The organism is Streptomyces sp. NPDC046909 (assembly GCF_040644695.1).
In the GTDB taxonomy this organism is placed as follows: Bacteria; Actinomycetota; Actinomycetes; order Streptomycetales; family Streptomycetaceae; genus Streptomyces.
In genome coordinates this window covers 843894-865516 of the sequence record NZ_JBEYXC010000001.1, presented here as the reverse complement: position 1 = coordinate 865516, position 21623 = coordinate 843894, and the positions used below count along the sequence as shown (strand labels likewise).

Below are 21623 nucleotides of genomic sequence, written 5' to 3'. Positions count from 1 at the left end.
CGCCCCCTGGGTGCGTCAGCGTCGCGGCACCGTCAGTTCGAACCACACGGTCTTGCCGGCCTTGGTACGGCTCGTGCCCCACTCCCGGGCCAGGGTGGTGACGATCCGCAGCCCCCGCCCGAACTCGTCCTCGGGCCCGGCGCTCAGCAGGGTCGGCAGTTCGTGGTCGTCGTCGTCCACCTCGCACAGCAGCGTGTCACCGCGGACGAGCCGCAGTTCGACGGGCCGGCTGTGGGAGTGCCGTACGGCATTGGTGACCAGTTCGCTGACCATCAGCTCGGCGGTGTCGGCGAGCCTGGCGAGCCCCCACTCGTGGAGCTGTTCCCGCACCACCGAGCGGGCCCGGCCGACCTCGACCGGATCCAGGGGGAACCGCCATTCGGCGACGTCGTCCGGCTCGATGCCGTTGAGGCGGGCCATCAGGAGGGCCACGTCGTCCTTGCGGCCGCCCCGGGTGTTGAGGGAGCGGATGATGGTGTCGCAGGCGTCGTCCATGGACGCGGCCGGGTGGGCCGCGGACTCGCAGAGGGTCGCGAGGCCCACGCCGATGTCCTCGCCGCGCACCTCGACCAGTCCGTCGGTGCACATCACGAGCCGGTCGCCGGGCCGCACGCGCACGCGTACCGACTCGAAGGCGATCCCGCCGACGCCGATGGGCGCGCCCGTGGGCAGGTCGAGGAGTTCGCTGCGGCCGTCCTCGGCATGCACGATCACCGGCGGGATGTGGCCCGCGTTGGCGATGTGGAGTTCGCTCTCGATCGGGTCGTACACGGCGTAGAGGCAGGTCGCGAGGTAGGTGTCGCCGAGGCGTTGGGCGAGGTCGTCGAGGTTGCGCAGCAGCTGGGCGGGCGGCAGGTCGAGGGCGGCCATGGTCTGCACGGCGGTACGCAACTGGCCCATCATGGCGGCCGAGTTGAGGCCGTGGCCCATGACGTCGCCGACGACGAGGGCGGTGCGGGCGCCGGGCAGTTTCACCGAGTCGAACCAGTCGCCGCCGACCCGGCCGAGCAGGGTGCCCGGGAGGTAGCGGGTGGCGATGTCGCAGCCCGCCATGCGCGGCGGGATGTGCGGCAGCATGCTGTCCTGGAGCGTCTCGGCGACGGACTCCTGGTAGGTGTACATGCGCGCGTTGTCGAGCACGAGGCCCGCGCGGGCGGCGAGTTCGGCGCCGGTGACGCGGTCCATGTCGTTGAACTCGACACGCTCCGGGTGCCGCAGCAGGATCATGAAGCCGAGGACCACATTGCGGGCCTTGAGCGGCACGACCAGCATCGAACGGCCGGTGATGAGCGGCCGGATGTCGCGCTTCTCGAACTGCGAGGCGATGGCGTGCCCCATCTGCTCGCTGATGCGCGGCACGAGGACCGGCTCACCGCTGGTCATGCACTGGAAGAACGGGGTGTGCGCCGGGAACGGCATGGCCTCGCCGACCGGCACGACGTCGTCCCAGCGGCCGGGTTCGTCGGTGTGTTCGAGGGCGACCCGGTGCCACATGGTGGTGGTGTCGGGTACGCCGTCGGGGAACCCCTCGCCGGCGACGACCTGTTCGCGCAGATAGGTGCCGGCGACATCGGTGAACCGGGGTACGACGGCCCGGCTGACCTCGACGATGGTCTTGGACAGATCAAGGGAGGTGCCGATCCGGCCGCTGACCTCGGTGAGGAACTCCAGACGCTCGCGTACGGCGGCGTACTCCAGGTCCTCGGCCTCGTCGGCGAGTTCCCGCGGCACGGGCAGCCCCTCGGCCAGCGCCCGCGCGGCCCGCTCCCGACGCGCCTTGCGCTCGGTACGGCGGGGCACACCCCAGTCGGGGGTGACGGGAACCCGGTCGTTCTGGCTGAACTCCAGTACCGGATAGCCCAGTTCGAGTATCTGGGCGACGATCCGGGCGCCTTCCTCGACGCTCATGCTGGGCAGGATCTCGGGGAGCCTGCGGGCCAGTTCCTCGGCGCCGGGGAAGTCGGTGTGCAGCGCGAACGCGGGGGCGATCCGCTCGAAGGCGACCTCGTCGTCCGGATCGTCGGACTGGAGCGCTCCGGCGTCCGCCGCGAGCACCAGCAGCCGCTCGTGGCCCGGGCCCACCAGGGGGTACGCCCACCACAGGACGTCGAGCCGCTCGGGTTCGCGGACGGTGAGGCGGGCGCGGCCCGCGGCCGGGTAGGAGAGCCTGCCGTCGAGGGACGACTCCAGGTCGGGTCCGAGGCCGTCGTAGGCGGCGACCACACCGCGCGCGGTGTAGTCCTCCTCCTCGGGCAGGGCGCCGGAGACGGGCAGCAGATCGACCGCCGCGCGGCCGATCGCGTCCTCCTTGGTCACGTCGAACAGCCGGCGCGCACCCCTGCTCCAGTGGGACACCAGACCGGCGCGGTCCACCACGACCACGGCCAGCGGGATACGGCCGGCCGCGGCGTGCTCCACCGCGCCGTTCCCAGCTCCGCGGCTGGGAGGTACGTCCCTCTCGGTGCCACGGTCCATGGCCCAGGCCCTCTCTCCCCACGGCTCCGCAAGATCTGTGCCGCCTCATCCACCGTACGGCCGTGGAGAGTCGTGATGTGCGGCAATACGGGAATTCACCCCGCCGAATCACCGTCGCGTGCGCCCCCGCGCCCCCGTGCCGGGCAGAAGCTGCCGGTTAGGGGCGTGTCGGGGTTACTGACGGGTTTTCAGTCCTCGTGTCCCAGTTGGAGATCCCGTTCCGTACGGCCTCCGCCGGCCACCTGGAGGACGGTGGCGACGGGCGGATAGCCGGCGGCGATCACTGTGTACTCGCCGGAGGACAGGTCGACGAACCGGAAGGTGCCGTCGGCGCCGGTGGTGAGGGTGTCCACGACATTGCCCGCCGCGTCGAGCAGCGTCACGCGCGCGTCCTCGACGGGCCTCCCCCACCCTCCGGGCGGGGGGACCCCCATCTCGCTTCGCTCGCCACCGGCGCGCACGGTGCCGCGCAGCACGGCGCCGCCCGCGAGTTCGACGTCCTGCCGGGTCTCCCGGGCGGCCTGCACGGTGACGGGCAGCGCGGCCGGGCGGAACGCGGGGGCGCTCGCGGCGAGGGTGTACTCCCCCGCGACGAGCTCGGTGATGACATAGCCGCCCTCGCGTCCGCTGCGGGTGCTGGCGACGACCTCGCCGTGGACGTTGGTGAGGGTGACGGTGGCCTCCCGCACGGGCGAGCCGTCGGCGGTCACCACGCTCCCGGCGAGGCGTCCCGCGCCGCCGAGCACGACGTCGAGTTCGACGGGCCGCTCCCCGACGGTCACGGAGACCGCCTGCGGCTGATGGCCGCCGGCCGCCGCGATCAGGACGTACGACCCCGGGCCGGGTGTCGACAGCGCGTACCGCCCGTCCTCGCCGCTCGCCCCGCGCCCGACCTGCTGTCCGGCGACGTCGATCAGCGTGAGCGCCGCGCGCGGTACGACGGTCCCGTCGGGGTGCTGGACCGTGCCGCACACGGGGATTCCGGCGAGGTAGGGCGAACGGGCGTGCGGGACGGTGGCGTTCACGGGCGCGGGCTCGGTTTCGGCGGCGTTGTGGGACACCAGTGGTTTCTCCTTGAGGAAGATGGCGATGAGCAGGCCGAGGACGAGGACCGGCACGAGGTAGAGGAAGATCCGCGGCATGGCGTCGGCGTACGCGCGGATGTACGCGTCGCGCAGTTCGGGCGGCAGCGCGTGGACGAGCTGGGGAGTGATGGACTCGGCGTCGGGCAGCCCCGTCGCGGCGGGCAGGCGCTGGGCGAGGGCGTCGGTGAGCCGGTCGGCGAAGAGGGTGCCGAAGATCGCGGCGCCGACGGATCCGCCGATCTGCCGGAAGTAGTTGTTGGCGCTGGTGGCCGTGCCGAGGTCGGCGGGGCGTACGGAGTTCTGCACGGCGAGGATGAGGACCGGCATCACCATGCCGATGCCGGCGCCCAGGACGGCCATCCAGAGGCTGTAGTGCAGCCGGGGCGTGTCCACTTCGAGCCGGGACAGCAGCCACATGCCGAAGACCGACAGGGCGCCGCCGAGGACCGGGTAGACCTTGTAGCGGCCGGTGTGGCTGATGAGCTGTCCGCAGAGGACGGAGGCGCCGACGATGCCGCCCATCATGGGCAGCATCAGCAGTCCGGACTCGGTGGCGCTCGCCCCGTCCACCATCTGGAGGAAGGTGGGCAGATAGCTGGCGGCGCCGAAGAGCGCGACACCGACCACCAGGCCCACCAGAGCGGTGGTGTTGAAGACGGAGTCCCTGAACAGCCGCAGCGGGATGAGGGGTTCGGCCGCGAAGTGCTCGGCGACGAGGAAGAGCGCCGTGGAGGCGAGCGCGCCCGCGCCGAGTCCCAGGATGACGCGGGAGTCCCAGGCGTACTCGGTGCCGCCCCAACTGGTCAGCAGCACCAGGCAGGTGGAGGCGGCGGCGAGCAGCAGCGCGCCGAGGATGTCGAGCCGGGGCCTCGTGGTCGGCTTGGGCAGTTTCAGTACGGCGGTGACGACGGCGAGGGTGACGAGGCCGAAGGGGACGTTGATGTAGAAGCACCAGCGCCAGGAGAGGTGGTCGGTGAAGTAGCCGCCGAGGAGCGGTCCGGCGACGGAGGCGAGGCCGAACGCGGCGCCGATGAGGCCCATGAAGCGGCCGCGTTCCCGCGCGGGCACGATGTCGGCGATGATCGCCTGCACACCGATCATGAGGCCGCCCGCGCCGACACCCTGCACCGCGCGGAAGGCGATCAGCTGGTCCATGGTCTCCGCGCGCCCGGCGAGCGCGGAGCCGACGACGAAGACGACGATCGCGAACTGGAAGACGCCCTTGCGGCCGAGGAGATCGCCGAGCTTGCCGTAGATCGGCAGGCCGATCGTGGAGGTGAGCAGATAGGCGGTGATCGCCCAGGACATCTTGTCCAGGCCGTGCAGTTCACCGACGATCTTCGGCAGCGCGGTGGCGACGATCATCTGCTCCAGCGCGGCGAGGAGCAGCGCGAGCATGAGCGCGAGGAAGATCAACCGCACGCGGCGGGGGCCGAGTTCGGCGGCCTGGGCGGTCCCGGGAGCGGGGCTGGAAATGGGTGGCGGCTGCTCACTCCGCGGTTCGTCCCGCAGCTCGCCTTCCACCAGAGTGGTCCCGCGCATCTGCCGCTCCCCTCGTCGCGCCCGCACAATTCCCGCTTTAGGCGACAACTACGAGCAAGCGCGACGAGTTACGGCAGACCGGTGCGGTCCGGGGAGATCCACTCGATCCGGTGAGGGGCTCAACGCCCCTCGGACACCGGGGACTTACTTCTCGACCTCGGTGGCCAGCTTGTCGAGGACCGCGTCGTAGATCCGGCCGAGGCCCTTGGGGGCGAAGGTCTTCTCGAAGAAGCCGCCGATGCCGCCGGCGCCGTTCCAGACGGTGCTGACGACGACGCGGGACTTGCCCTCGCCGGCCGGGGTGACCGTCCAGGTGGTGACCATGGACGAGTTGCGGTCCTTCTCGACGAGCTGCCCGTCGGTGGGCTCACTGACCTCCAGGAGGCAGTCGCGCACCCGCTTGCTGGTGGCCTGGAGCTTCCAGTGGACGAGGGTGCCCTCGCCGTCGCCGCCCTCGCGCACCTCGTACTCGCTGTACTGCTCGGGCAGCAGCTTCGCGCGCGTGCCGCTGTAGTCGGCGAGAGCGTCGAACACCGTCTCCGCGTCCGCCGCGACGACCCGCTCCGTAGTGGCCTCGACCTGCGCCATTTTTCCTCCAGGACCTGATTTCTCGGGGGCTGGAGCAAGCCAACCACCCCGGTGCCCGGCCGCCCAAATCGGGGCCCCGCAATCCCTTCACGCACCCATCACGAACACACGCGCACGATCAAGGGAACATGTGTTCTATTCTGTGGGCAGTGCTACCGAGGAGGCGTCATGCGCTGGGAGAACCTCACAGCGGACTCAGGCCACAGCAGGGCCGCCGACGCCGCGCTGTTCGGCGCGGACGCGGTGACCACCCGCACCTTCGACACCCCGGAGTTCCGCGGCATCACCTTTCACGAGATCCGGGCGAAGTCGATCATCAACCGGGTGCCCGCGGTCTCCCGCATGTCCTTCCAGTGGACGGTGAACCCCTACCGCGGTTGCAGCCACGCGTGCGTGTACTGCTTCGCCCGCAAGACGCACAGCTATCTGGACCTCGACACCGGCCTCGGTTTCGACTCGCAGATCGTCGTCAAGACGAACGCCCCGGAACTGCTCCGCCGCCAGCTCGGCTCCCACCGCTGGCACGGCGAGCACATCGCCATGGGCACCAACGTCGACTGCTACCAGCGCGCGGAGGGCCGCTACCGCCTGATGCCGGGCATCATCGGCGCCCTGCGCGACCACGCCAACCCCTTCTCGATCCTGACCAAGGGCACGCTGATCCTGCGCGACCTCGACCTCCTCAAGCAGGCCCACGCGGTCACGGACGTCGGCATCTCGGTCTCGGTCGGCTTCACCGACGTCGACCTGTGGCGCACGGTGGAGCCGGGCACGCCCGCCCCGGAGCGCCGTCTGGAGGTCGTACGGACACTCGCCGAGCACGGCATGGGCTGCGGCGTCCTGATGGCCCCCGTGATCCCGTTCCTGAGCGACCACCCGGCCCAACTCCGCGCCACGGTAAGGGCGATAGCGGCGGCCGGCGCGACCTCGGTGACCCCACTGGTCCTGCATCTGCGCCCGGGGGCGCGCGAGTGGTTCATGGCATGGTTGGGACAGCACCATCCCCACCTGGTACGCCGCTACGAGCGCCTGTACGCGGACGGCTCCTACGCCCCGAAGTGGTACCAGCGCCGCATCACCCGCCAGGTCCACGAACTGGCCAGGGAGTACGGCATCGGCCCCGCCGACGGGGGCATGCCCCGCCGGATCCCCGAGCCCGATCCCGAGCCGGTGGCGGAGGCGGAGGCGGAGGCAGGGCAGCCGATTCAGCTCACGCTGATCTGACGGGACGCCAGAACGGGGACGCCAGAACGGCGGGCTGACCCGTATCCCGGTCGCGATCTCGGCCATTTCGGTGCCGAAGCGGTGAATTCTGAAGGGAACGGGTTCTTCCAGGCGCACTTTCCGGAACGATGCGGCGTGGACCGTGACACTCGCGGTCCGCCAACCTCCGTCCTGGGAGGACTTCATGAGAAAACGCGCAGCCGTGCTGTGCGGTGCCGCAATCGTCATGGCCGGGAGCTTCACGGCCCTGCCCGCCGACGCGAGCACCCCGCGCACCGCGGACACCGCAGCGGCCGCGAAGCTCACCTGGAAGAGCTGCGGCACCACGAACTACCCGACGCTCCAGTGCGCGTCCCTCAAGGTCCCGCTCGACCACGACAACCCGCAGGGACGGCAGATCACCCTCGCGTTGTCCCGCGTCCCGCACACCGCGGCGAAGTCGCAGGGCCCGCTGCTGGTCAACCCCGGCGGCCCGGGCGGCAGCGGACTGACCTTGGCCGGATTCGTCGCCGGTTCGCTGCCCAAGGCGGTCGCGGCGCAGTACGACGTCATCGGCTTCGACCCGCGCGGTGTCGGTAAGAGCAAGCCCGCTCTGGACTGCAAGCCGGGCTACTTCGACCCGGTCCGCCCGGACTCCGTGCCGAGCACCCCGGCCATCGAGAAGGCCAACCTGGTGCGGGCCAAGTCCTTCGCGGACGCCTGCGGCAAGAAGTACGCGGATCTGCTGCCGTACATCAACACCGTCCAGGCCGTGCGCGACATGGACTCGATCCGTGCGGCGCTGGGCGCCAAGAAGATCAATTACTTCGGTTACTCCTACGGCACCTATCTGGGCGCGGTCTACGCGAAGCTCTTCCCGGAGCGGGTGCGGCGGCTGGTCCTGGACTCGATCGTCGACCCGACGGGCGTCTGGTACGACGACAACATCGGCCAGGACTACGCCTTCAACGACCGTCATCTCGCGTTCATGGCCTGGGTCGCCAAGTACGACGCGACGTACAAGCTCGGCACCGATCCGGCGAAGATCGAGGCCAAGTGGTACGCGATGCGGGCGGCGGTGGCCAAGACACCGGCCGGCGGGAAGGTGGGCGCCTCCGAGCTGGAGGACACCTTCATCCCGGGCGGCTACTACAACGGCTACTGGCCCTATCTGGCGGAGGCGTTCGCGGCCTACGTGAACGACAAGAACGCCGATCCGCTGGTCGAGGCGTACGAGAACTTCGCCGCGGTCGACGCCTCCGGTGACAACGGCTACAGCATCTACACCTCGGTGCAGTGCCGTGACGCCGACTGGCCGCGCGACTGGAACCAGTGGCGGAACGACAACTGGGCGGTCTACAAGAAGGCTCCGTTCATGACCTGGAGCAACGCCTGGTACAACGCGCCGTGCGCGTTCTGGCCGACGGACTCGCTGGACCCGGTGGACGTCGCCAACGGCGATCTGCCGCCGGTGCTGCTGTTCCAGGCGACGAACGACGCGGCGACCCCGTACGAGGGCGGCGCGACGGTGCACCGTCTGCTGCACGGCTCCAGCCTGGTGGTCGAGCAGGGCGGCGGGAACCACGGCATCACGCTGAGCGGGAACGCCTGCCTGGACAAGTACCTGGCGGCGTATCTGACCGACGGTTCGGTGCCGCGCAGCGGCGGGGAGGTCGACGCGGTGTGTAACGCGCTGCCCGACCCGAAGCCGCTGAGTTCGGCGTCGGCCTCCTCGCGGGGCTCGACGCTGCACGGCATGCTCGGCTTCCGCGGCTGAGCCCGCTGGGCACGCTCATCACGGCCTGATCAACGCCCCTGACGACCTGTCGGGGGCGTTGTCAGTGCCATGGTCCACCATGGACGCATGAGTGAGCTGACCAGGATTCCCGCCCCCGACGGGCTCGCCCCCGCCGCCCAGTACTCCCACGTCGTCATGGGCACCGGCACGTTCGTCGCGATCTCCGGCCAGCTCGCCCTGGACGAGAACGGCAAGCTGGTCGGCGAGGGCGACCCCGCCGCACAGGCCCGCCAGGTCTTCGAGAACCTCCGGCACTGCCTGGCCGCCGCGGGCGCGACTTTCGACGACGTCGTCAAACTCACCTACTTCGTCACGGACATGGCGGACCTGCCGGCGATCCGCGCGGCCCGCGCCGAGCACATACCCGACGACCGGCTGCCGGCCGCGTCGGCGGTCCAGGTGGCGGCGCTGGTGCGGCCCGGCTTCCTGATGGAGATCGAGGCGTTCGCCGTGGTCTCCCCATGAGCGGTCTCCCCATGAGCGGTCTCCCTGCGATCCGGGTCAGACCGATGGCCCTCGCCGACTGCGACCGCGTGGCCGAGATCCGCGTCCGCGGCTGGCAGACCGCCTACCGGGGCCTCATGCCCCAGCCCTACCTGGACGGGCTCAGCGTCACCGAGGACGCCGAGCGCCGCCGCGAGCGCTTCCGGCAGTCCGACGGCAGCGTGATCAACCTCGTCGCGGAACAGAACGGCGAGGTGCTGGGCTGGGCCGCGCACGGCCCGTACCGGGACGGCGAACAGCGCACGGCGGACGCCGAGTTGTACGCGATCTACGTCGACGCCGAGCGGTTCGGCGGCGGCATCGGTCACGCCCTGCTCCAGGAGTCCGTACGGCGCTGCTCGGCCGCCGGTCACCCGCGCGTGTACCTGTGGGTCCTCAAGGGCAACACCCGCGCCCGCGCCTTCTACGAGCGGGCGGGCTTCCACCCCGACGGCACCGAGGAGCCCTTCGAGGTGGACGGGGTCCCGGTGCCCGAGGTGCGGTACGCCAAGCGGCTCAGCGGGGGCTAGGGATCCGCGCGAGGGCGTGCACCGCCGCCTCCGCCAGCGTCGGATGCGCGAGCGCCTCGTTCAGTACGGGTCTGGCGCGGGCGTCGCCGAGCGTGCCCAGCCCCTCCACGCAGGCCAGCGCCACGCGTCGGTACGGATCGTGCGGCCTGAGCCGCCGCTCCAGGGTGGTGATGAGGGCCGGCACCGACTCGGGCGCGCGCAGCTCGGTCAGCAGCCGGACCGGGTGCAGGGCGTAGGCGACCCGCAGTTCGTTGGTGGCGAGGGCGGCGGCCGCGCGGGCGGTCCGCGGGTCGCCGAGGCGGGCCAGGGCGTACGCGGCGGAGACACAGCGCTGCGGGTCACGGTGGTTCAGGAGCAGGACGAGGGACTCGAAGGCACGCCGATCGCCGGCGAGTCCGAGCCGGAACGCGGCGAGCTCCCTGGCCCACAGCGGCTGCCCGGGCTCGACCAGCACGCCCGCCAGTTCGTCGAGGTCCTTCGTCCCCGCCAGCCGCTCGTACGCCGCCGACGCCCCCGACTCCTGCCGTAAACGCTCCGTGAGCGATCGCAACTCTTCGTCCATGACACGCAGCCTAGGCGGGTCGCGAGCGGCCCGGGACGTACATCACAAACACGAGGACTAGCGCGCTCGTTACCCGGCAGTTAAGCTCAGACGAGCGAGTTACCCACTCGCGGTACTCCTTGCGCCGGCCTGGTGACGCAGCCGTCGTAAGCGCAGTCGGTTCGGTATCTCAGGTACCGCAGTACGACATGGCTCCGGGACAGGGCCGGTCGGCTTCACCGTTCTCCGGGCGTGTGCACGCCCGTGACGACGGCCCGCACCACCGGGCGTGTGCGCCAGTAGCCCGGCAACACCCGCATTCGCATTCCTCACGCACCCGGTGCGCCCTTCGGCGTACCGGGTCGCGCTCCCAGTCGTCACCCTCATTCCTGGAGTCCCGCGATGGCCTCTCCCCTGTCCGACACCCCTCTGTCCCCGTTGCAGACCATTGCCGTCGTCGGCCTCGGCACGATGGGCACCGGCATCGCCGAGGTCCTCGCCAAGGCCGGCCGCGAGGTCGTCGGCATCGACATCAGCGAGGCCGCGACCGCCCAGGCCGTCGCCGCCCTGGAGACCTCCACCGCCCGCGCCGTGCAGCGCGGCCGGCTCACCGAGCAGGAGCGCGCCGACACCCTCGCCCGGGTCCGCACCTCCACCGACCTGCGCAGCGCCGCCGACGCCGATCTCGTCATCGAGGTGGCGCCGGAGTCGTACGAGATCAAGCACCAGATCTTCCGTGAACTCGACGGCATCGTGCGCCCGGAGACGATCCTGGCGACCGGCACCAACGCCCTGTCCGTCACCCGGCTCGCGGCGGACTCGGCCCGCCCGGAGCGCGTGCTGGGCCTGCACTTCTTCAACCCGGCCCCGGCGATGAAGCTGGTCGAGGTCGTCTCCTCGGTGCTCACCGCGCCGACCGCCGTCAGCGCGGTCACCGACCTGGCCCTCGCCCTCGGCAAGGAGCCCGTGGCGGTCGGCGACCGGCCCGGATTCGTCGCCGACGGACTGCTGTTCGGCTACCTCAACCAGGCCGCCGCGATGTACGAGGCGAAGTACGCCTCTCGCGAGGACATCGACGCCGCGATGCGGCTCGGCTGCGGTCTGCCGATGGGCCCGCTCGCCCTGCTGGACCTGATCGGCATCGACACCGCGCGCACGGTCCTGGAGGCCATGTACGCCGAGTCCCACGACCGGCTGCACGCCCCCGCCCCGATCCTCAAGCAGCTCAGCGAGGCGGGTCTGACGGGCCGTAAGTCGGGGCGCGGCTTCTACTCGTACGAGGCGCCGGGCAGTGCCACGGTCGTCGCCGACGCCCTGACGCCCGCCGCCGGCGGCTCGGAGACCCCCGGCCGTCCGATCCGTTCCGTCGGTGTCGCGGGCTCCGGGACCATGGCCTCCGGTATCGCCGAGGTCTTCGCCAAGGCCGGGTACGAGGTCGTCCTCGCCGCCCGCAGCGAGGAGAAGGCCGAGGCCGCCAAGGCCCGGATCGGCAAGTCCCTCGCGCGCTCCGTCGACAAGGGCCGGCTGACCGCCGAGGCCGCCGCGCAGACCCTGGACCGGATCACCGCGGCGGGCTCCTACGACGCCTTCGCCGATGTCGACCTGGCCGTCGAGGCCGTCGCCGAGGACCTGGAGGTCAAGCAGCAGCTGTTCGCGGCGCTGGACAAGGTCTGCAAGCCGGGCGCGGTCCTGGCCACGACCACCTCCTCGCTGCCGGTCGTCGCCTGCGCCCGGGCCACCTCGCGTCCCCAGGACGTGATCGGCATGCACTTCTTCAACCCGGCGCCGGCCATGAAGCTGGTCGAGGTCGTGCGGACGGTGCTCACCGCCGAGGACGTCCACGCGACGGTCCGCGAGGTCTGTGTGAAGATCAAGAAGCACGCGGTGGACTGCGGCGACCGCGCAGGCTTCATCGTGAACGCGCTGCTTTTCCCCTACCTCAACAACGCGATCAAGATGGTCCAGGAGCACTACGCGACGCTGGACGACATCGACGCCGCGATGAAGCTGGGCGGCGGCTACCCGATGGGCCCCTTCGAGCTCCTGGACGTCGTCGGCCTGGACGTCTCGCTCGCGATCGAGAAGGTCCTGCACCGCGAGTTCCGCGACCCGGGCCTCGCCCCGGCCCCGCTCCTGGAGCACCTGGTGGCCGCCGGCTGCCTCGGCCGCAAGACCGGCCGCGGCTTCCGCGAATATGCCCGCCGCTGAAGCGTCCGGCGACTGGTCGAGACAGACCGAGGACTGGGGCGGACTGCTCGGGCCGGGCGGGCCGCTCCCGCCCGGCCGGCCCGGCGACCCCCTGCCCGCCCAGGGCGGGGGGTACCCGGCACATGAGCGCCAACCTGGGCACATGCAGTACGTTCGGGTCATGTCCCAGCCCGCCAAGTCCTCACGTACACCAGCCACGCCCGACGCGCCGGAGAGTGCCGCAGGCAGTCGCGCGGCCGCGCAGCGGCTCAAGATGCGCCGAGAACTGGCGGCCGCGGCCATGGAGCTGTTCTCGACCAAGGGGTACGAGGCGACCACCGTCGACGAGATCGCGGCGGCGGCCGGGGTCGCCCGCCGCACGTTCTTCCGCCACTTCCGCTCCAAGGAAGAGGCGATCTTCCCCGACCACGACGACACCCTGATCCGCGCCGAGGCCGTCCTCAACGCCGCGCCCCCGCACGAGCATCCGCTCGACACGGTGTGCAACGGCATCAAGGAGGTCATGCGGATGTACGCGGCCCGGCCGGAGATCTCGGTCGCCCGCTACAAGCTCACGCGCGAGGTGCCCACCCTGCGCGAGGCGGAGATCGCCTCGGTCGCCCGCTACGAGCGCCTCTTCACCCGCTACCTCCTCGGCCACTTCGACGAGCACGCGCACGACGACGACGCCAACGACGACCCGCTGCTCGCGGAGGTCGCCGCGTCCGCGGTGGTCACGGCCCACAACCACGTACTGAGGCGCTGGCTGCGGGCCGGCGGCCAGGGCGACGTGGAGGCGCAGCTGGACCACGCCTTCTCGATCGTGCGCAAGACCTTCGGGACGGGCATCGGCGCCGGCCGCACCGCCACCACCCCCAAGCCCGCCGCCGCGACGGTCTCCACACACGGCGAGGTACTGGTGACGGTCGCCCGCACCGACGCCCCCCTCGACCAGGTCATGCGGACCATCGAAGAGGCCCTCAAGGAGCGCTGAACTCCTCCTGGAGCCCGCTGGAGCCTGTGATCACGGCCACCCCCTCGGGGTGGCCGTTTTCGCATCTCTGCGCCCGATTTCAGGCGCAATTCAGACCCCGTTCGATCGATCATCGCTCATTTGTTACGTAAAGATTTCGCCTGAGCGCAAGTCATGGCACTCAGTGCCTTGCCAGGTGACACGCGGTGTCATACGTTGATGGTGTCCGGGCTGTCCCGGCAAGCCACCGACTTGCCCGCCCGGACGCCTGCGTCACAGGCAACCTCCCGCGCCACAAAGCGCTGCCGAAGCACCACCTCGCCGAACCGACGGCACTGTTCGAAAAACCCTCAGCAGCACCGACGTAACCCTCAGCACCCCTCCCTCAGGGTGCGTATCGCCGGAGGCAACACCGTGACCGTGAAGGACATCCTGGACGCGATCCAGTCGCCGGACTCGACTCCGGCCGACTTCGCCGCTCTGCCGCTCCCCGAGTCGTACCGCGCGATCACCGTGCACAAGGACGAGACGGAGATGTTCGCGGGTCTGGAGACCCGCGACAAGGACCCGCGCAAGTCGATCCACCTGGACGAGGTCCCCCTGCCGGAGCTCGGCCCGGGCGAGGCCCTGGTCGCCGTCATGGCGTCCAGCGTCAACTACAACTCGGTGTGGACGTCGATCTTCGAGCCGCTGTCCACCTTCGGGTTCCTGGAGCGCTACGGCCGCACGAGCGAGCTGGCCAAGCGCCACGACCTGCCGTACCACATCATCGGCTCCGACCTCGCGGGCGTCGTCCTGCGCACCGGCCCGGGCGTGAACTCCTGGAAGCCGGGCGACGAGGTCGTCGCGCACTGTCTCTCCGTCGAGCTGGAGTCCTCCGACGGCCACAACGACACGATGCTCGACCCCGAGCAGCGCATCTGGGGCTTCGAGACCAACTTCGGCGGCCTCGCCGAGGTCGCGCTCGTCAAGTCCAACCAGCTGATGCCCAAGCCCGACCACCTGAGCTGGGAGGAGGCCGCCTCCCCCGGTCTGGTCAACTCCACCGCCTACCGCCAGCTGGTGTCCCGCAACGGCGCCGGCATGAAGCAGGGCGACAACGTCCTGATCTGGGGCGCGAGCGGCGGACTCGGCTCGTACGCCACGCAGTTCGCGCTGGCCGGTGGCGCCAACCCGATCTGTGTCGTCTCCAGCCCGGAGAAGGCGGCCATCTGCCGTGCGATGGGCGCCGAGGCGGTCATCGACCGCAACGCCGAGGGCTACAAGTTCTGGAAGAACGAGCACGAGCAGGACCCGCGCGAGTGGAAGCGCTTCGGCAAGCGCATCCGTGAGCTCACCGGCGGCGAGGACGTCGACATCGTCTTCGAGCACCCGGGCCGCGAGACCTTCGGCGCCTCGGTCTACGTCACGCGCAAGGGCGGCACGATCGTCACCTGCGCCTCGACCTCGGGCTACAACCACGAGTACGACAACCGCTACCTGTGGATGTCCCTGAAGCGGATCATCGGCTCGCACTTCGCCAACTACCGCGAGGCCTGGGAGGCCAACCGGCTCATCGCGAAGGGCAAGATCCACCCGACCCTGTCCAAGGTGTACTCCCTGGAGGAGACCGGGCAGGCCGCCTACGACGTGCACCGCAACCTCCACCAGGGCAAGGTCGGCGTGCTGTGCCTGGCCCCCGAGGAGGGCCTGGGCGTGCGCGACGAGGAGATGCGCGCCAAGCACATCGACGCCATCAACCGCTTCCGCAACATCTGAGACACCCGGGGTCATAGATGACTGAGCGTCAGAACGCCGACGGGGCAAGGGAGAAGGACCGGCCGTGGCTCATGCGCACGTACGCCGGTCACTCCACGGCCGAGGCGTCCAACGAGCTGTACCGGCGCAACCTCGCCAAGGGGCAGACGGGTCTGTCGGTCGCCTTCGACCTGCCGACCCAGACCGGCTACGACTCCGACCACATCCTCGCCCGCGGCGAGGTCGGCCGGGTCGGCGTGCCGATCGCGCACCTCGGTGACATGCGCCGGCTGTTCCAGGACATCCCCCTGGAGCAGATGAACACCTCGATGACGATCAACGCCACCGCCATGTGGCTGCTGGCGCTCTACCAGGTCGTCGCCGAGGAGCAGGGCGCCGACATCACCAAGCTCCAGGGCACGACCCAGAACGACATCGTCAAGGAGTACCTCTCGCGCGGGACGCACGTCTTCCCGCCGGGGCCGTCCCTCCGGCTGACGACCGACATGATCGCGTACACGGTCTCCCACATCCCCAAGTGGAACCCGATCAACATCTGCAGCTACCACCTCCAGGAGGCCGGGGCCACGCCGGTCCAGGAGATCGCGTACGCGATGTCGACGGCGATCGCGGTCCTGGACGCCGTCCGGGACTCCGGTCAGGTGCCCGCCGAGAAGTTCGGTGACGTCGTCGCCCGCATCTCCTTCTTCGTGAACGCGGGCGTCCGCTTCATCGAGGAGATGTGCAAGATGCGCGCCTTCGGCCGCATCTGGGACAAGGTCACCCGCGAGCGCTACGGCATCGAGAACGCCAAGCAGCGCCGCTTCCGGTACGGCGTCCAGGTCAACTCCCTCGGACTGACCGAGGCGCAGCCGGAGAACAACGTCCAGCGGATCGTGCTGGAGATGCTGGCCGTGACGCTGTCGAAGGACGCACGCGCGCGTGCCGTGCAGCTGCCCGCCTGGAACGAGGCCCTGGGCCTGCCCCGGCCCTGGGACCAGCAGTGGTCGCTGCGCATCCAGCAGGTGCTCGCCCACGAGAGCGATCTGCTGGAGTACGAGGACATCTTCGAGGGCTCGCACGTCATCGAGGCGAAGGTCGCGAAGCTCGTCGAGGAGTCGCTCGCGGAGATCGACCGGATCCAGGAGATGGGCGGCGCGATGGCCGCCGTCGAGTCCGGCTACCTCAAGTCCCAGCTGGTCTCCTCGCACGCCGAGCGCCGGGCCCGGATCGAGTCCGGCCAGGAGAAGATCATCGGCGTCAACATCTTCGAGACGACCGAGCCGAACCCGCTGACGGCGGATCTCGACACCGCGATCCAGACCGTGGACCCGGCCGTCGAGGCCCGTGTCATCGCCGGCCTCCGGAACTGGCGCGACACCCGCTACCAGCCGCCCTTCAACCACCCGCGCCCCTGCAAGGCGCTGGAGAAGCTGAAGGAGGCCGCGAAGGGCACCGGCAACCTCATGGAGGCCACCCTGGAGTGCGCCCGCGCCGGGGTCACGACCGGCGAGTGGGCCGGGGCGCTGCGCGAGGTGTTCGGCGAGTTCCGGGCGCCGACGGGCGTGTCCTCCGCGCCGGTGGCCGTCCCCGCCGAGGAGGGCTCGCCCATGGCCGACGTCCGCCGCAGGGTCGACCTGACGGCCAAGGACCTCGGCGTCGGCAAGCTGCGCTTCCTGGTCGGCAAGCCGGGCCTGGACGGGCACTCCAACGGTGCCGAGCAGATCGCCGTGCGGGCCCGGGACGCCGGGTTCGAGGTGGTCTACCAGGGCATCCGGCTCACTCCTGAGCAGATCGTGGACGCGGCCCTCGCCGAGGACGTGCACGCGGTCGGTCTGTCCATCCTCTCCGGCTCCCACGCCCAGCTCGTCCCGGACGTGCTGGAGCGGCTGCGCGAGGCGGGCGCGACCGACATCCCGGTGATCGCTGGTGGAATCATCCCGAACGGCGACGCCGACCAGCTCAGGGCCGCGGGCGTGGCCGCGGTCTTCACCCCGAAGGACTTCGACATCACCGGAATCATCGGCCGTATCGTCGACGAGATCCGCAAAGCGAACAAGCTCGACCCCCTGGAGGTCCCCGCATGACCGTCAACCGTCTGCGTCCCCGCCGCTCGTGTCTCGCGGTGCCGGGAAGCAACCCCCGCTTCCTGGAGAAGGCGCAGGGCCTCCCGGCGGACCAGGTCTTCCTCGACCTGGAGGACGCGTGCGCGCCGCTCGCCAAGCCCGAGGCGCGGCACACCATCGTCAAGTTCCTCAACGAGGGCGACTGGACGGGCAAGACGCGGGTCGTGCGCGTCAACGACTGGACGACCGAGTGGACGTACCGCGATGTCGTGACCGTCGTCGAGGGCGCGGGCCAGAACCTCGACTGCATCATGCTGCCGAAGGTGCAGACCGCCCAGCAGATCGTCGCCCTCGACCTGCTGCTGACGCAGATCGAGAAGACGATGGGCTTCGAGGTCGGCAAGATCGGCATCGAGGCGCAGATCGAGAACGCGCAGGGCCTGAACAACGTCAACGAGATCGCGACGGCCTCCCAGCGCGTCGAGACGATCATCTTCGGCCCGGCCGACTTCATGGCGTCGATCAACATGAAGTCGCTGGTCGTCGGTGAGCAGCCGCCCGGCTACCCGGCGGACGCCTACCACTACATCCTGATGAAGATCCTGATGGCCGCCCGCGCCAACGACCTCCAGGCGATCGACGGCCCCTACCTCCAGATCCGCAACATCGACGGCTACCGCGAGGTCGCCCAGCGCGCCGCCGCCCTCGGCTTCGACGGCAAGTGGGTGCTGCACCCGGGCCAGGTCGAGGCGTCCAACGAGATCTTCTCGCCCTCGCAGGAGGACTACGACCACGCCGAGCTGATCCTGGACGCGTACGACTACTACACGTCCGAGGCGGGCGGCAAGAAGGGCTCCGCGATGCTCGGCGACGAGATGATCGACGAGGCCTCCCGCAAGATGGCGCTGGTCATCTCCGGCAAGGGCCGTGCGGCCGGCATGCAGCGCACGTCGAAGTTCGAGATCCCGGAGGCCTGAGCGCGATGCAATTCGGACGCACCTACGAGGAGTTCGAGGTCGGGGCGGTCTACAAGCACTGGCCCGGGAAGACGGTCACGGAGTACGACGACCACCTCTTCTGCCTCCTCACCATGAACCACCACCCGCTCCACATGGACGTCAACTACGCCGAGAAGACGACCGACTTCGGCAAGAACGTCGTGGTGGGCAACTACATCTACTCGCTGCTGCTCGGCATGTCCGTCCCGGACGTCTCCGGCAAGGCGATCGCCAACCTGGAGATCGAGTCGCTGCGGCACGTGGCGCCGACCTTCCACGGCGACACGATCTACGGCGAGACGACCGTGCTCGACAAGTGGCCGTCCAAGTCGAAGAACGACCGCGGCATCGTCTACGTCGAGACCAAGGGCTACAAGCAGGACGGCACGCTGGTCTGCGTGTTCCGCCGCAAGGTGATGGTCCCGACCGAGACGTACATCAAGGAGCGCGGCGGCGAGCAGCCCGGCCGCCCGGAGCTGAAGCAGCAGGAGAAGTAAGCCATGGCCCGTCTCGCCCAGACCGCCGGTCTGACCGACATCCAGCAGGAAATCCTCTCCACCGTCCGCGACTTCGTGGACAAGGAGATCATCCCGGTCGCCACCGAGCTGGAGCACCGCGACGAGTACCCGCAGCAGATCGTCGACGGCCTCAAGGAGTTGGGCCTCTTCGGGCTGATGATCCCGGAGGAGTACGGCGGTCTGGGCGAGTCGCTCCTGACGTACGCGCTCTGCGTCGAGGAGATCGCCCGCGGCTGGATGTCGGTGTCCGGCATCATCAACACCCACTTCATCGTGGCCTACATGCTCAAGCAGCACGGCACGCAGGAGCAGAAGGAGCACTTCCTTCCGCGCATGGCGGCCGGCGACATCCGCGGCGCGTTCTCGATGTCGGAGCCGGGCCTGGGTTCCGATGTGTCGGCGATCACGTCGAAGGCGGTGAAGGACGGCGACGAGTACGTCCTCAACGGCCAGAAGATGTGGCTGACGAACGGCGGAACGTCAAGTCTGGTCGCCGTTCTCGTCCGAAGTGACGAAGGACTCACTCCCGAAGAGGCAGCCGCCAAGCCCCACAAGTCGATGACGACCTTCCTCGTCGAGAAGGAGCCCGGTTTCGGCGAGGTCCGCCCCGGCCTCACCATCCCCGGGAAGATCGACAAGATGGGGTACAAGGGCGTCGACACCACCGAACTGATCATGGATGGCCTGCGCATTCCGGCCGATCGCGTGCTCGGTGGCGTCACGGGCCGAGGTTTTTACCAAATGATGGACGGCGTGGAGGTCGGCCGCGTCAACGTGGCGGCGCGTGGTTGCGGTGTCGCTCAGCGTGCTTTCGAACTCGGTGTCCAGTACGCCCAGCAGCGTCACACTTTCGGCAAGCCGATCGCCCAGCACCAGGCGATCCAGTTCAAGCTGGCCGAGATGGCTACCAAGGTCGAGGCCGCCCATGCGATGATGGTCAACGCGGCACGCAAAAAGGACTCCGGGGAGCGAAACGACCTTGAGGCTGGGATGGCGAAGTACCTCGCCTCCGAGTACTGCAAGGAGGTCGTGGAAGACGCCTTCCGGATCCACGGCGGCTACGGCTTCTCCAAGGAGTACGAGATCGAGCGCCTCTACCGTGAGGCTCCGATGCTGCTGATCGGTGAAGGTACCGCCGAGATCCAGAAAATGATCATCGGTCGCAGGCTGCTCGAAGAGTATCGATTCCAGGGCTAGATGTCCGGATACGGGGTGTTTTCTTGGAGAAGAAGATCACACCCCGTCAACACTCTTCAGCCGCCGACTCGGCTTCCTGGCTTGCCCAGTTGTGGCCCACGACCGGTACGATCCCGGGAAAGCCGCCGTCCCCCGTTACAGCGCGGCGCCATCCGCTACGAAGGTCATCCATGCCCCACAGCCAAACCTCTGCACCACGCGACAGCCAGGTCGGCGGCGTACGCCTCGCGCGCGGAGCATCGCCGTGGCTTCTCCCGACCGTCGCCACCGCAGCCCTCAGCCTGGTCCGCGCGCGCAAGTCCGGCGCCGCCAAGGCCGTGGCCGTGCCCGCCACCGCGCTCGCGGCGGGCATGCTGTGGTTCTTCCGCGACCCCGAGCGCGAGATCGCCACGGGCCGGGTCATCTCGCCCGCCGACGGTGTGGTGCAGAGCATCATGCCGTGGAAGGACGGCCGCACCCGCGTCGCGATCTTCATGAGCCCGCTCAACGTCCACGTCAACCGCGCGCCTCTCTCCGGCACGGTGACGTCGGTCGAGCACATCCCCGGCGGGTTCGTTCCGGCGTTCAACAAGGAGAGCGAGAACAACGAGCGCGTAGTCTGGCACTTCGACACCGAACTCGGTGACATCGAGATGATCCAGATCGCCGGCGCGGTGGCCCGCCGCATCGTTCCCTACATCCCGCAGGGCACGAAGGTCGAGCAGGGGGACCGCATCGGTCTGATCCGCTTCGGTTCGCGCGTCGACATCTACCTGCCCGAGGGCGTGGATGTCGCGGTCGAGGTCGGTCAGAAGACCGTGGCTGGGGTGACTCGCATTGACCGTGATTGATCCTGAGACACAGGCGGGCTGGGTGCCCGAGGCCGATGAGGCGGACGACGAGGAGGAGATGCCTCTTTCTCTCCGCCTCTCAATAGCGGACACCCTCACCCTCGGCAACGCCACGTGCGGGTTCATGGCGGTGTACTTCACCACCACCGGCATCCTGATCCCGCACCTCACGGGCAGCCAGGAGTCCGGCATGGCCCGCCACAGCGCGGCCACCGCGGTGATCCTGATGCTGTGCGCGGCGGTCTTCGACCTCTTCGACGGCCTGGTGGCCCGCAAGCTGCGCTCCTCCCCCATGGGCGCGGAGCTGGACAACCTCTCGGACCTGATCAGCTTCGGTCTGGCGCCGGCGTACTTCGTCCTCGTGTACGGCATGGTCGCGGACGACGCACACCAGAGAGTGGCCGCGGTCGGGGCAATCGTGGTGCTCCTGGCCGTCGTGCTGCGGCTGGCCAGATTCTCCTGTGTGACCGTCCCGAACGGCATGTTCCAGGGCATGCCCTCGCCGTTCGGCGCGCTGACGGTGGTCTCGATCGTCCTCCTGGAGCTGCCCTTCGTGGCGACGCTCCTGGCGATCCTGGGCACCGCCTGGCTGATGGTGAGCCGGGTCGAGTACCCGAAGCCGCGGGGCCGCCTCGCGGTGGCGATGCTGACCTGGATCGTCGTGTCCATGGGCCTCCTCGCCGCGTGGGCCTTCGACGCCCCCAGCGGCCAGCTGCTCCTCCAGACCGGCTGCGCGCTCCAGCTGGTGACGGGCGCGGTCATCCCGCTGTTCGCCACGGCCCGCCGGGTGAACAACTTCCGCGACAACCGTCGCGAGGCACGGGCGGCGCAGTTGCCGTAACGGCTTGAAAGAAGGCCCGAACCGATTCCGG

At 69.6% G+C, this 21623-nt stretch carries 17 protein-coding genes; 13 read left to right on the top strand and 4 right to left on the bottom strand.

Features of this window, described 5'->3' with window-relative positions:
- Positions 1 to 15: 15 nt before the first annotated feature.
- From ABZ928_RS03545 to ABZ928_RS03535, 3 genes are all read right to left on the bottom strand, one after another.
- On the bottom strand, positions 16 to 2475 hold the full coding sequence (locus ABZ928_RS03545; protein ID WP_361514792.1) for a SpoIIE family protein phosphatase: 2460 nt from the start codon (positions 2473 to 2475) through the stop codon (positions 16 to 18).
- Positions 2476 to 2663: 188 nt separating this feature from the next.
- Entirely contained in the window at positions 2664 to 5102 is a 2439-nt protein-coding gene (locus tag ABZ928_RS03540; RefSeq protein ID WP_361514791.1) for an MFS transporter, read from the bottom strand.
- 144 nt (positions 5103 to 5246) lie between these two features.
- Entirely contained in the window at positions 5247 to 5690 is a 444-nt protein-coding gene (locus ABZ928_RS03535; RefSeq protein ID WP_361514790.1) for an SRPBCC family protein, read from the bottom strand.
- 168 nt (positions 5691 to 5858) lie between these two features.
- Here ABZ928_RS03535 and ABZ928_RS03530 point away from each other — a divergent pair, with 168 nt between their 5' ends.
- The 4 genes from ABZ928_RS03530 to ABZ928_RS03515 all read left to right on the top strand — a co-directional run bounded on the left by ABZ928_RS03530 (position 5859) and on the right by ABZ928_RS03515 (position 9704).
- Positions 5859 to 6914 (top strand): Rv2578c family radical SAM protein, encoded by a 1056-nt coding sequence (locus ABZ928_RS03530; protein ID WP_361514789.1) that lies wholly within the window; start codon positions 5859 to 5861, stop codon positions 6912 to 6914.
- Between the two features lie 184 nt (positions 6915 to 7098).
- Positions 7099 to 8670: an alpha/beta hydrolase gene (locus tag ABZ928_RS03525; protein WP_361514788.1), complete on the top strand. Its 1572-nt coding sequence runs from the start codon at positions 7099 to 7101 to the stop codon at positions 8668 to 8670.
- A gap of 87 nt (positions 8671 to 8757) precedes the next feature.
- Positions 8758 to 9156: a RidA family protein gene (locus ABZ928_RS03520; protein WP_361514787.1), complete on the top strand. Its 399-nt coding sequence runs from the start codon at positions 8758 to 8760 to the stop codon at positions 9154 to 9156.
- An 11-nt stretch (positions 9157 to 9167) separates the two neighbouring features.
- Complete coding sequence (locus ABZ928_RS03515) at positions 9168 to 9704, top strand: GNAT family N-acetyltransferase (protein WP_361514786.1); 537 nt, start codon at positions 9168 to 9170, stop codon at positions 9702 to 9704.
- Here the strand turns inward: ABZ928_RS03515 and ABZ928_RS03510 are convergent.
- Entirely contained in the window at positions 9691 to 10266 is a 576-nt protein-coding gene (locus tag ABZ928_RS03510) for an adenylosuccinate lyase (RefSeq protein ID WP_361514785.1), read from the bottom strand. The two genes, ABZ928_RS03515 and ABZ928_RS03510, sit on opposite strands and share 14 nt — an antisense overlap.
- 381 nt (positions 10267 to 10647) lie before the next feature.
- On the opposite strand from ABZ928_RS03510, the gene ABZ928_RS03505 reads away from it, so the two are divergent.
- From ABZ928_RS03505 to pssA, 9 genes are all read left to right on the top strand, one after another.
- Entirely contained in the window at positions 10648 to 12453 is a 1806-nt protein-coding gene (locus ABZ928_RS03505; protein WP_361514784.1) for a 3-hydroxybutyryl-CoA dehydrogenase, read from the top strand.
- A 160-nt stretch (positions 12454 to 12613) separates the two neighbouring features.
- Entirely contained in the window at positions 12614 to 13426 is an 813-nt protein-coding gene (locus ABZ928_RS03500) for a TetR family transcriptional regulator (protein WP_361514783.1), read from the top strand.
- Between the two features lie 399 nt (positions 13427 to 13825).
- The gene (gene ccrA / locus ABZ928_RS03495; protein WP_361514927.1) at positions 13826 to 15163 is read left to right on the top strand and encodes a crotonyl-CoA carboxylase/reductase; all 1338 of its coding nucleotides are present in this window, start codon (positions 13826 to 13828) and stop codon (positions 15161 to 15163) included.
- A gap of 17 nt (positions 15164 to 15180) precedes the next feature.
- Positions 15181 to 17229, top strand: a complete 2049-nt coding sequence (locus ABZ928_RS03490) for a protein meaA (protein WP_361514782.1) — start codon at positions 15181 to 15183, stop codon at positions 17227 to 17229.
- The gene (locus ABZ928_RS03485) at positions 17226 to 18185 is read left to right on the top strand and encodes a CoA ester lyase (protein ID WP_361514781.1); all 960 of its coding nucleotides are present in this window, start codon (positions 17226 to 17228) and stop codon (positions 18183 to 18185) included. The genes ABZ928_RS03490 and ABZ928_RS03485 overlap by 4 nt, the downstream gene beginning before the upstream one ends.
- Before the next feature lie 5 nt (positions 18186 to 18190).
- Positions 18191 to 18703, top strand: a complete 513-nt coding sequence (locus ABZ928_RS03480) for a MaoC family dehydratase (RefSeq protein ID WP_361514780.1) — start codon at positions 18191 to 18193, stop codon at positions 18701 to 18703.
- Between the two features lie 3 nt (positions 18704 to 18706).
- Positions 18707 to 19921, top strand: a complete 1215-nt coding sequence (locus ABZ928_RS03475; RefSeq protein ID WP_361514779.1) for an acyl-CoA dehydrogenase family protein — start codon at positions 18707 to 18709, stop codon at positions 19919 to 19921.
- Positions 19922 to 20091: 170 nt separating this feature from the next.
- Complete coding sequence (locus ABZ928_RS03470) at positions 20092 to 20751, top strand: phosphatidylserine decarboxylase (RefSeq protein ID WP_353692342.1); 660 nt, start codon at positions 20092 to 20094, stop codon at positions 20749 to 20751.
- Positions 20752 to 20773: 22 nt separating this feature from the next.
- Positions 20774 to 21592: a CDP-diacylglycerol--serine O-phosphatidyltransferase gene (pssA, locus tag ABZ928_RS03465; RefSeq protein WP_361514778.1), complete on the top strand. Its 819-nt coding sequence runs from the start codon at positions 20774 to 20776 to the stop codon at positions 21590 to 21592.
- Positions 21593 to 21623 lie beyond the last annotated feature (31 nt).

Excerpts from the sequence above, each read along its gene's own strand:
- ABZ928_RS03545 (WP_361514792.1), bottom strand. The coding sequence starts at position 2,475 with ATGGACCGTGGCACCGAGAGGGACGTACCTCCCAGCCGCGGAGCTGGG.
- ABZ928_RS03540 (WP_361514791.1), bottom strand. The coding sequence starts at position 5,102 with ATGCGCGGGACCACTCTGGTGGAAGGCGAGCTGCGGGACGAACCGCGG.
- ABZ928_RS03535 (WP_361514790.1), bottom strand. The coding sequence starts at position 5,690 with ATGGCGCAGGTCGAGGCCACTACGGAGCGGGTCGTCGCGGCGGACGCG.
- ABZ928_RS03530 (WP_361514789.1), top strand. The coding sequence starts at position 5,859 with ATGCGCTGGGAGAACCTCACAGCGGACTCAGGCCACAGCAGGGCCGCC.
- ABZ928_RS03525 (WP_361514788.1), top strand. The coding sequence starts at position 7,099 with ATGAGAAAACGCGCAGCCGTGCTGTGCGGTGCCGCAATCGTCATGGCC.
- ABZ928_RS03520 (WP_361514787.1), top strand. The coding sequence starts at position 8,758 with ATGAGTGAGCTGACCAGGATTCCCGCCCCCGACGGGCTCGCCCCCGCC.
- ABZ928_RS03515 (WP_361514786.1), top strand. The coding sequence starts at position 9,168 with ATGAGCGGTCTCCCTGCGATCCGGGTCAGACCGATGGCCCTCGCCGAC.
- ABZ928_RS03510 (WP_361514785.1), bottom strand. The coding sequence starts at position 10,266 with ATGGACGAAGAGTTGCGATCGCTCACGGAGCGTTTACGGCAGGAGTCG.
- ABZ928_RS03505 (WP_361514784.1), top strand. The coding sequence starts at position 10,648 with ATGGCCTCTCCCCTGTCCGACACCCCTCTGTCCCCGTTGCAGACCATT.
- ABZ928_RS03500 (WP_361514783.1), top strand. The coding sequence starts at position 12,614 with ATGTCCCAGCCCGCCAAGTCCTCACGTACACCAGCCACGCCCGACGCG.
- ABZ928_RS03490 (WP_361514782.1), top strand. The coding sequence starts at position 15,181 with ATGACTGAGCGTCAGAACGCCGACGGGGCAAGGGAGAAGGACCGGCCG.
- ABZ928_RS03485 (WP_361514781.1), top strand. The coding sequence starts at position 17,226 with ATGACCGTCAACCGTCTGCGTCCCCGCCGCTCGTGTCTCGCGGTGCCG.
- ABZ928_RS03480 (WP_361514780.1), top strand. The coding sequence starts at position 18,191 with ATGCAATTCGGACGCACCTACGAGGAGTTCGAGGTCGGGGCGGTCTAC.
- ABZ928_RS03475 (WP_361514779.1), top strand. The coding sequence starts at position 18,707 with ATGGCCCGTCTCGCCCAGACCGCCGGTCTGACCGACATCCAGCAGGAA.
- ABZ928_RS03470 (WP_353692342.1), top strand. The coding sequence starts at position 20,092 with ATGCCCCACAGCCAAACCTCTGCACCACGCGACAGCCAGGTCGGCGGC.